The 9,605-nt window shown below is 73.3% G+C and carries 9 protein-coding genes; 4 read left to right on the top strand and 5 right to left on the bottom strand.

The window, feature by feature from the left end; translation table 11 throughout:
* Window positions 1-12 precede the first annotated feature (12 nt).
* Window positions 13-1,824, top strand: a complete 1,812-nt coding sequence (locus ACGFXC_RS29420) for a bifunctional metallophosphatase/5'-nucleotidase (RefSeq protein WP_393717779.1) — start codon at window positions 13-15, stop codon at window positions 1,822-1,824.
* Window positions 1,825-1,894: 70 nt separating this feature from the next.
* On the opposite strand, the gene ACGFXC_RS29415 is transcribed toward ACGFXC_RS29420, so the two are convergent.
* Window positions 1,895-2,674, bottom strand: coding sequence for an alpha/beta fold hydrolase (locus ACGFXC_RS29415; RefSeq protein ID WP_393717777.1), 780 nt, complete (start codon window positions 2,672-2,674; stop codon window positions 1,895-1,897).
* 143 nt (window positions 2,675-2,817) lie between these two features.
* On the opposite strand from ACGFXC_RS29415, the gene ACGFXC_RS29410 reads away from it, so the two are divergent.
* Both ACGFXC_RS29410 and ACGFXC_RS29405 read left to right on the top strand, forming a co-directional pair.
* Entirely contained in the window at window positions 2,818-3,405 is a 588-nt protein-coding gene (locus ACGFXC_RS29410) for a TetR/AcrR family transcriptional regulator (RefSeq protein WP_393717775.1), read from the top strand.
* A gap of 64 nt (window positions 3,406-3,469) precedes the next feature.
* Window positions 3,470-4,354, top strand: a complete 885-nt coding sequence (locus ACGFXC_RS29405) for a phosphatidylinositol-specific phospholipase C (RefSeq protein WP_393717773.1) — start codon at window positions 3,470-3,472, stop codon at window positions 4,352-4,354.
* Here the strand turns inward: ACGFXC_RS29405 and ACGFXC_RS29400 are convergent.
* The 3 genes from ACGFXC_RS29400 to ACGFXC_RS29390 all read right to left on the bottom strand — a co-directional run bounded on the left by ACGFXC_RS29400 (window position 4,334) and on the right by ACGFXC_RS29390 (window position 7,947).
* Window positions 4,334-5,776 carry a sensor histidine kinase gene (locus tag ACGFXC_RS29400; RefSeq protein WP_393717771.1) on the bottom strand — a complete coding sequence of 481 codons (1,443 nt, stop codon included), beginning with the start codon at window positions 5,774-5,776 and terminating at the stop codon, window positions 4,334-4,336. The genes ACGFXC_RS29405 and ACGFXC_RS29400 overlap by 21 nt on opposite strands.
* Window positions 5,773-6,507 carry a response regulator transcription factor gene (locus tag ACGFXC_RS29395; protein ID WP_393717770.1) on the bottom strand — a complete coding sequence of 245 codons (735 nt, stop codon included), beginning with the start codon at window positions 6,505-6,507 and terminating at the stop codon, window positions 5,773-5,775. The genes ACGFXC_RS29400 and ACGFXC_RS29395 overlap by 4 nt, the downstream gene beginning before the upstream one ends.
* A 174-nt stretch (window positions 6,508-6,681) precedes the next feature.
* Window positions 6,682-7,947: a S1C family serine protease gene (locus ACGFXC_RS29390; protein WP_393717768.1), complete on the bottom strand. Its 1,266-nt coding sequence runs from the start codon at window positions 7,945-7,947 to the stop codon at window positions 6,682-6,684.
* A gap of 114 nt (window positions 7,948-8,061) precedes the next feature.
* Between ACGFXC_RS29390 and ACGFXC_RS29385 the strand changes: the two genes are divergently transcribed.
* A complete protein-coding gene (locus ACGFXC_RS29385) occupies window positions 8,062-8,556 on the top strand; it encodes a hypothetical protein (RefSeq protein ID WP_393717766.1) in 495 nt (164 codons plus the stop codon).
* Window positions 8,557-8,572: 16 nt separating this feature from the next.
* On the opposite strand, the gene ACGFXC_RS29380 is transcribed toward ACGFXC_RS29385, so the two are convergent.
* Window positions 8,573-9,595 (bottom strand): LacI family DNA-binding transcriptional regulator, encoded by a 1,023-nt coding sequence (locus ACGFXC_RS29380; protein WP_393717764.1) that lies wholly within the window; start codon window positions 9,593-9,595, stop codon window positions 8,573-8,575.
* Between the last annotated feature and the right edge of the window lie 10 nt (window positions 9,596-9,605).

Below are 9,605 nucleotides of genomic sequence, written 5' to 3'. Positions count from 1 at the left end.
AAAGGGGAACAAATGTCAGCGAAGCCACAACGGCACCGCACGGCCCGCCGGTTGACCCTCTCCGCCCTCGCCCTCACCGCCGGGGCCGGAGCACTGGTCGCCGCCGCTCTGCCGGCCGGTGCCGCGAGTGGCGGCGGTGCGGCCCCGAGCCGCACCGTCGACGTACAGATGCTGTCGTTCAACGATTTCCACGGCACGCTGGAGGCCCCGCAGGGCTCCTCCGGCACGGTGATCGAACGTCAGGCTGACGGCACCACCAAGTCGATACCCGCGGGCGGGGTCGAATACCTCGCGACCGCGCTGCGCGACGCCCGCAAGGGCCACGAGTACTCCGTCACCGCCGCGGCCGGTGACATGATCGGCGGCAGCCCGATGCTGTCCGGCCTCTTCCACGACGAGCCGACCGTCGAGGCGCTCAACAAGCTGAAGCTCGACGTCTCCAGCGTCGGCAACCACGAGTTCGACGAGGGCAAGACCGAGCTGCGCCGCATGGCGTACGGCGGCTGCCACCCGGTCGACGGCTGCTCCGAGTACGGCAAGGAGTACACCGGCGCCGAGTTCCAGTACCTGGCGGCGAACGTCACGGACGAGAAGACCAAGCGTCCGCTGATGTCCCCCACCTTCATCTGGAAGAAGGGGGACGTGAAGATCGGCTTCATCGGCGTCACCCTGGAGGGCACGCCGGACGTCGTGACCGCCGACGGGGTCAAGGGCCTCAAGTTCGGCGACGAGGTCGAGACGATCAACAAGTACGCCGACGAGCTGAACAAGCAGGGCGTGAAGTCGATCGTCGCGCTGATCCACGAGGGCGGTCTGCCCGCGGACGGCGCGTACAACTACGACTGCAACGCGGGCTCCGGCGCCGGGATCTCGGGCGCGATCGTCGACATCGCCAAGAACGTCGACCCGAAGGTCGACGCGCTGGTGACGGGCCACACGCACCAGGCGTACTCCTGCAACATCCCCGACCCGGCGGGCAATCCGCGCACGGTCACCTCGGCCGCCTCGTACGGCCGGCTGTTCACGGACACCACGCTGACCTACGACCGGCAGACCAAGGACATCGTCCGTACGCCGGTCAGCGCGCCCAAGCCGGTCAACAAGCTCGTCTCCCGCGACCTGCCCAAGGCCCCGGACATGACCGAGCTGATCACCCGCTGGAACGCCCTGGCCGCTCCGGTCGCGAGCCGTCCCATGGGCTTCATCTCCGCCGACATCGCGGGCCGCGGCTCCGAGGCGCCGGAGAAGCCGCTCGGCGACCTGATCGCCGACGCGCAGCTGGACGCGACGGCTCCGGCCGACCGGGGCGGCGCGCAGCTGGCGATCATGAACCCGGGCGGCATCCGTGCCGACCTGGCGTACAAGGCCGCGGGCGCCGAGGGCGACGGCGTCGTGACGTACGGCGAGTCCTACACGGTCCAGCCGTTCAACAACCTGATGAACGTCGTGGACCTGACCGGCGCGCAGCTGGTCACCGCGCTCCAGCAGCAGGTCAGCGGTACGGTCAACGGCCCGAACCCGAAGATCCTCCAGGTCTCGAAGGGCTTCACCTACACCCTGGACATGACCCGCTCGGGCGCGGACCGGATCGTCGTGGACTCGGTGCGGCTGAACGGTGCGGCGATCGACCCCGCGAAGACCTACCGGGTCGCGATGAACGAGTTCCTCGCGGGCGGCGGTGACGGCTTCACCGTCCTGAAGGACCACAAGAACAAGCTGGTCGGCGTCCCCGACCTGGAGGCCTTCAACGCCCTGCTGGCGAAGTCCTCGGCGGACAGCCCGATCGCTCCGCCGGCGGCGGACCGGATCAAGGTCGTCAAGTAACGGCGGAAGCGCAACACATCACCCGCGGGGGCGGTGGGCCGACGGCCCGCCGCCCCCGCGGCGTTCCCGGCTACAGCGACGCGAGGAACTTCCCCACCGCCGTGTGGACCCCGTCCGGGTCGGTGAAGGGCAGGAAGTGGTCCCCGTCCAGGGGCGCGTACGTGGTCCCGGGCCGCCGGGTGGTCATCGCGTCGGCCTGCTCCTGCCGGAGCGAGGTGCTGCGCGTGCCGTGGACCAGCAGCGCGGGGCAGGTGCCGGCGAGCCAGGCGTCCCAGTGGTCGCCGCGGCAGGCCTCGACGGAGTCGAGCATGTCCCGGGGGTGGAAGGGCAGCCGCCAGCCCCCGTCGGGCAGCGGGCGCAGCGCCTGCTCCACGAACGCGGCGCCCACCGGCCCCGCCGCGGCGAGGAGTTCCTCCCGGGTGGGCGCGCTGTAGCGCATGCTGCGGAGGAACTCCGTCCACGCCCCGTCCGCGGGGTCGACCTCCACGGCGGCGTCGATGTTGACGAGCGCCGAGATCCGGCCGGGGTGGGCGGCGGCGAGGTGGACGGCGTTGAGTCCGCCGAGGGAGTAGCCGAGGAGGGCGACGGGGGCGTCGAGCCCGAGGTGGTCGAGCAGCGCGACGGCGTCCTCGACGTACCCGGCGCGGCGGTAGTCGCCGGCCCGGCCGGAGTCGCCGTGGCCGCGCTGGTCGGGGGCGATGACCCGCCACGCGTCGCCCAGCGCCGCGGCGAGGCCGGCGAAGGCGAGGCCCTCGGACATGCCCCCGTGCAGGGCGAGCAGCGGGCGGCCCGGACCGCCGAAGTCCAGGTACGACAGCGTGCGGTCGTCGATCGTCAGCGTGTGGCGCATGGTTCCGCTCTCCCCGTGTGTGTCCGTGTGTGTCCGTGCGTGTCCTGCGGTGACGTGCTGAAGCCTGCCAGGATTTGGGCAAGCGCGCAATACATATGTATTGCGCGTGCGCCCAAAAAGGTGGACGCGGATACGATCCCGGCATGGGAAATCGCGAGGACCTGCTCGCCGGAGCGCGCCGCTGCCTGCAGGAGAAGGGCTATGCGCGCACGACCGTGCGCGACATCGCCTCGGCGGCGAAGGTGAGCATGGCGGCGATCGGCTACCACTTCGGATCGCGCGAGGTGCTGCTCAATCAGGCACTGTTCGAGGCCATGGACGAATGGGCCGCCGGCTCCGGCCGGCTCGCCGGGACGGGCGGGACCCGCGAGGAGCGCTACGCCGACACCTGGGACCGCAAGAGCCGGGACTTCCTCGACATGCGCTGGCTCTGGATCGCGAACATCGAGGCCTTCGTGCACGCCCAGACCTCGCCCGAGCTGCTCGCGGTGCTGGCGCAGGGGCAGCGCGGCTCCCGGCGCATGGTCGCCGCGCAGCTCGCCGGGGTGTCCGAGGAGGAGGTCGCGCAGGAGGACGTGCGCGCCCTGGGGTCCGTCCACCTCGCCCTGCTCAGCGGGGTGATGGTGCAGGCCCTGACCGATCCCGGGCAGGCCCCGACCGGGGAGGAACTGGTCCGCGGGCTGCGCAGGATGGTGGAGCTGCTGGAGGAACCCGCTGCTACCGACGGGTAGTCACGGCCGCCCCCGCACGCCATAATCCGGTGCCGACACCGGATCGGCGAAGGGGCGAATTGGCATGGGCATGGCATTGGATCGACGGACTTTCCTGGCCGGGGCGACGGCGGCGGGCGCGGCCGCGCTGATGGGCCTCGCGACCGCGCCGCCCGCCTCCGCGAGAGCCCTCGGCACGCAGGACTGGATGGCGGGCCTCGCCGACTCCACCCCGCTCCAGCGGATGACGATCCCCGGCACCCACGACTCGGGCGCCACCAAGGGCGGGCTCTACGTCGCCTGCCAGAACACCTCGATCGCGGCGCAGCTCGACTCCGGCATCCGCTTCCTCGACGTCCGCTGCCGGGTCACGGGCGGGTCCTTCGCCATCCACCACGCGGCCTTCTTCCAGGACCTGATGTTCGGGGACGTCCTGGTCGCCTGCTGGAACTTCCTCGCCGCGCACCCCTCCGAGACCGTGCTCATGCGGGTCAAGCAGGAGTACTCCGAGGACAGCGACGCCACCTTCCGGGCCGTCTTCGACGACTACCTCGACAACCGGGGCTGGCGCCCGCTGTTCCGCATCGCCGACACCCTGCCCGCCTCCCTGGGGCAGGCCCGCGGCAAGGTGGTCCTCCTCGCCGACAACGGCGGCCTGCCCGGCCTGCGCTACGCCGACGGCAACGTCTTCGACGTCCAGGACGACTACAACACCGAGCCCTTCGCCAAGCGGGGCCGGATCGAGAACCAGTTCCGCAAGGCCGTCCAGCAGCCCGGCAAGCTGTTCGTGAACTACGTCAGCACCGCGGCCTACATGCCCCCGCGCTGGAACTCCGACCGGCTCAACCCGCAGGTCCACTCCTTCGTCGACGGCTCGGAGCTGGCCGGCCGCACCGGGCTCGGCATCGTCCCCCTGGACTTCCCGAACACCCGCTCCGGCCTGGTCGCCTCACTGATCCGGCACAACTGACGCGGTCGCGGGCGCGGGCGGCGGCGTCGGAGCACCGGGGAAGCGCAGGACCGCCTCCGTGCCCGGCCCGCCGTCGGCCGCGGCCCGCAGCGCGGCGGTGCCGCCCGCGCGCTGCACCGTACGGGCCACGATCGACAGCCCCAGCCCGCTGCCGGGCAGGGCGCGGGCCGACGGGGAGCGCCAGAACCGCTCGAAGACGTACGGGAGGTCGTCGGCCGGGATGCCCGGACCGCGGTCCCGCACGGTCAGCTCGCCGGCCCGCAGCGAGACCTCGACGGCGCCCCCGGGCGGGCTGAACTTCACGGCGTTGTCCAGCACGTTGACCACGGCCCGCTCCAGGGCCGCCGCCTCGCCCCGTACGTACCAGGGCTCCAGCGCGGCGGTGAACACCAGCTCCGGACCGCGCAGCCGGGCCCGGGACAGGGCGGATCCGGCGATGTCGTGCAGGGCCACCACCCCGAGCGGGCCGTGCGGGACCGCGTCGGGACGGGACAGCTCCTGGAGGTCCCCGATCAGCGCGGCCAGTTCCGTCATCTGGGCCTTGACGGAGGCGAGCAGTTCGCGGCGGTCGTCGGGCGGAATGGCCCGGCCCGTCTCCTCGCTGCGGGCGAGCAGCTCGATGTTGGTGCGCAGGGAGGTCAGCGGGGTCCGCAGCTCGTGGCCGGCGTCCGCGATCAGCTGGGCCTGGCGTTCCTGGGAGGAGGCCAGCGCGGCCGTCATGGAGTTGAAGGAGCGCGACAGCCGGGCGATCTCGTCGTCGCCCTCGTCGGGGATCCGTACGGTCAGGTCCTCGGTGCGGGCGATGTGCTCGACGGCCCCGGTCAGCTCGTCGACGGGCCGCAGCCCGGTCCGGGCCACCCACAGCCCGGCGGCTCCGGCGCCGACGATGCCGAGGGCGCCGACCAGCACCAGGACCCAGGCCAGGGTGGACAGCGGCTTCTCGACGTCGACCAGGGGCTTGGCGATGGAGACCCCGAAGGCGGGACCGCCCGGATTGGCCTGGAGGGTGTAGACGCGCATGTCGGTGCCGTCGGAGGTGGTCACGTCGTGGAGCACGGGCCGGGCCTGCTCCTGCGAGGCGACGTCGCGGTCGGCGGCGGTCACGGGCAGGTCGCTCTGCCCGCTCACCCAGCAGCGGGTGCCGTCGGACAGCACGATCTGCACGGTCGCGCTCAGGTTCCCGGCGATCTGCTGGGTGGGCTTCGGCGGCTGCACGACGCAGCCCTCCCGCAGGGTCCGCGCCACCTGCGCGCTGACGTTCGTCGACATCAGGGACTGGTCGAGCTGGTCGCGCAGCTGGGTGCGGACCATCACCCAGGACACGGCGGCGACGGCCGCCACCGCGACCGCCACCGCCACCGCGACCAGCAGCGCCAGCCGGGACCGCAGCGGCAGCGCGCGGAATCTGGCGGACGGGCTCACTCGGGCCCGCCCTCGCCGGCGCGCAGGACGTAGCCGACCCCGCGCACGGTGTGGACCAGGCGCGCCTCGCCGCCCGCCTCGGTCTTGCGGCGCAGGTACATCACGTACACGTCCAGCGAGTTGGAGCTGGGCTCGAAGTCGAAGCCCCACACGGTCTTGAGGATCTGCTCGCGGGTCAGGACCTGGCGCGGGTGCGCGAGGAACATCTCCAGCAGGGTGAACTCGGTCCGGGTCAGCTCCACCGGGCGCCCGGCCCGGACGACCTCGCGGGTGGTGAGGTCCATGCGCAGGTCGCCGAAGGTCAGTACGTCCCCGGCCGGGTCGGCCCCGGCGGCGGGGGCGGCGTAGGAGCTGCGGCGCAGCAGCGCGCGGACCCGGGCGAAGAGCTCGTCCAGCTCGAAGGGCTTGACCAGGTAGTCGTCCGCGCCCGCGTCGAGGCCGGTGACGCGGTCGCCGACGGTGTCGCGGGCGGTCAGCATCAGGACCGGGGTGGTGGAGCCGGCGGCGCGCAGCCGGCGGGCCGCGGTCAGGCCGTCCATGCGGGGCATCTGGATGTCCAGGACGATCAGGTCGGGGGCGTACGAGGCCGCCTGGTCGAGGGCGTCGAGGCCGTCGACGGCGGTCCGGGTGCCGTACCCCTCGAAGGCGAGGCTGCGGCGCAGGGCCTCACGGACGGCCGGTTCGTCGTCGACGACGAGGATGCGCTGCTGGTCGCCTTCGGCGGGATTCATGGCTGGGTCCCCCCATGGTGTTCGTGGCCGGTGGACGTGCGGGGCGGGATGCGGGGCCGCTCCCGCGGAGGTCTGCCTCCAGCGTCGCACGCGAGCGGCGCGGACCGGCCCGGACCGGCCCGGGCCCGGGCTCCGGCCGGTGCCCGGGCCCCGGGCCGGGGGTGCGTTCCGGGGTCAGTACGAGGTGCCGAAGCCGCCCACGCCGGAGGACCCGCTGTCGGCGCCGCCGCCGGAGCCGCCCGCGTCGCCCGTACCGCCCTTGCGCAGGGAGTCCAGGTCGGCCTTGATGGTGTTGACCGGGATGGCGAAGCCGAGGCCGACGCTCCCGGCGGTGGAGCCGTCGCTGGAGGGGGAGTAGATCGCGGAGGGCATCCCGACGATCTCGCCGTTCAGGTTGACGAGGGCGCCGCCGGAGTTGCCGGGGTTGAGGGAGGCGTCCGTCTGGATGGCCTTGTACGAGGTGGTGTCCGAGCCGGTGTTCCCGTTGAACTGCTGGCCGTCGTAGGAGAACGGCCATCCGTCGCCGCCCTGGCCGCGCTGCGGGGACTGCTGGCGCTGCTCGGACTTCGGTACGTTCACCTCGCGGTCCAGGGCCGAGACGATGCCGCTGGTGACGGTGCCGGTGAGGCGGTCGGGGGAGCCGATGGCGACGACCTGGTCGCCGACCCGCACCTGTCCGGAGTCGCCGAGCTTGGCGGGCTTGAGGCCGCTCGCGCCCTGGAGCTTGATCAGGGCGAGGTCCTTGGCCGGGTCGGTGCCGACGGTCTTGGCGGAGTACTTCTTGCCGTCGCTCATCGTCACCTGGATCTCGGAGGCGCCGCTCACCACGTGGTTGTTGGTGACGATCTCGCCGTCCGCGGTGATGACGATGCCGGAGCCGGTGCCCTGGCCGGAGCCGGTGCGGGTGTCGATGCGCACGACGGAGGGGCTGACCTGCTCGGCGACGCCCGAGACGGTGCCGTTGCTGGACTGCGAGACGTTGGTGCCGTTCACACCGCCGCCGCCCGGGGCGTTCGGGCCGAGGAACTGCTGCACGGCCGCGGCCGTTCCGCCGCCGACCACGGCCGCCGCGAGGGCGACGGCGGCGAGCAGCGCGACGGGCCGCCTGGCGCGGGGCGCGGGGGCGGGCGCCGCGGCGGGCGCGGCCTCGGCGGCCGAACCCCAGGTGCTCCAGCCACCGCCGTTCCCCTCACCGCCGTTGCCGTGGGCGGCCGGTACGGTCTCGCCCTGGACGACCGCCGGCCGGTGCGCCTCGTGCCAGCCGGGGGCCTGGGCCGGCGGCGCGGCCGGCGGGTAGGCGGGCGGCGGGGGGTACGCGGACGCCCCGGTGTCGTGGGCCAGCCGGTCGCGACCGCGCTGCCAGTCCTCGCCGAAGGGCGGGTTCTGGGCCGGCCGGTTCTCCTGCGGGTACTCGCCTTCGCGGCGGAAGCTGTCGGTCATGTCTCTGACTGTGTCCGCGGATCATGAGAGCTTCCTGAGTCCAGGCTGAGAAGCCCGACAGAACCGTGTATGCCCGATATAAGGCGCGCGGGCGGGGAGGGCTCGCATGCTAGTTTGAACGCGTTCAAGCAGCTGCGGGCGGGGGCGGTCATGGCGGACGGAACGGACGGAACGGACGGGGCGGACGGAACCGGCACGGCGGGCGGGGCGCCGGCCGGCCCGGAGGGAGCCTGCCGGCAGGCGCGGGCGTGGGCCCTGGCCGCCGTCGCGGCGACGGCCCTCGGCCTGGCCACCCCCGTGGGGGCGCTCGCCCTGCCGACCGGCCTGCTGGTGACCGTCCCGCTGCTGATGGGCTCCGCCGCCCGGACGTTCTCCCGGGCCTGCCTCGCCGTCGGCGTCCTGCTGCTGCCCTTCGCGCTGGTCGCCGCCTTCGGCTACGGGGAGTTCCTGCTGCTGCCCTCGCCCCTGCTGCTGCTCGCCGCGGCCTTCGCCACCCCGGGCCGCGGCCCGGGAACGCGATGGGCGCTCGGGGCGGTGGCGGTCCCGGCCGGCGTCGCCGCCCTGTGGGCCCTGACGGTGCTGGCCTTCCGGGCGATGGCCTGGCCCTGACCCGGCCGCCGGGCCGTCAGCGGCAGCCGCAGGAGCGGCGGACGACCAGGGCCGAGGGGAACTGCTTGAGGCGCTCGCGGCGGGAGCCCGCCACGCGCAGGGAGTCGTCCAGCACCAGGTCCACGGCCGCACGGGCCATCGCCGGGCGGTCCGAGGCGATCGTGGTCAGCGGCGGGTCCGTCAGGGCCGCCTCCTTGACGTCGTCGAAACCGGCCACGGCCAGCTCCCCGGGGACGTCGATGCGCAGCTCGCGGGCGGCCCGCAGCACGCCGATGGCCTGGTCGTCCGTGGCGCAGAAGATCGCGGTCGGCCGGTCGGGCCGGGCCAGGACCTCCAGGGCGACCGTGTAGGCGTCGTAGCGGTTGTACGGGGCCTCGATGAGCCGGCCCTCGACGGAGCGGCCCGCCTCCAGCATGGCCCGCCGCCAGCCCTCGACGTGGTCGGCGACGGGGTCGCCCACCGACGGGGTGTTCTCGACGCCGCCGATGCAGGCGACGTACGCGTGGCCGTGCTCCAGCAGGTGCCGGGTGGCGAGCTGCGCGCCGCCGATGTCGTCCGTGACCACGGCGACGTCGTCGATGGCCTCGGGCCGCTCGTGCAGCAGCACGATCCGGGCGTCCCACGCCTCGATCTCGGAGGCGGCGCGCTCGCTCATGCCCTGGCTGACCAGGATCAGCCCGGACACCCGCATGCCGAGGAAGGCCCGCAGGTAGTGGACCTCGCGCTCGTCCCGGTAGTCGGAGTTCCCGACCAGGACCATCTTTCCGCGCTCGGCGGCGGCCTGCTCGACCGCGTGCGCCATCTCCGCGAAGAACGGCTGGCGCGCGTCCGGGACGATCATGCCTATGAGGTCGGTGCGCCGTGACGCCATCGCCTGGGCGACCCGGTCCGGGCGGTAGCCCAGGTCCTTGATCGCGGCGAGGACACGCTCGCGCGTGGCCGGGGCAACCGGCCGGGGTCCGTTGTTGATGACGTAGCTCACGACGGCGGTAGACGTACCCGCAAGTCGTGCCACGTCATCCCGCGTCACCTTGGCCACGCGCGGCAGT

The organism is Streptomyces sp. NPDC048507 (assembly GCF_043199995.1).
In the GTDB taxonomy this organism is placed as follows: domain Bacteria; phylum Actinomycetota; class Actinomycetes; order Streptomycetales; family Streptomycetaceae; genus Streptomyces.
Note: the sequence above shows the minus strand (reverse complement) of the source record. Positions and strands in the feature narration are given on the sequence as shown.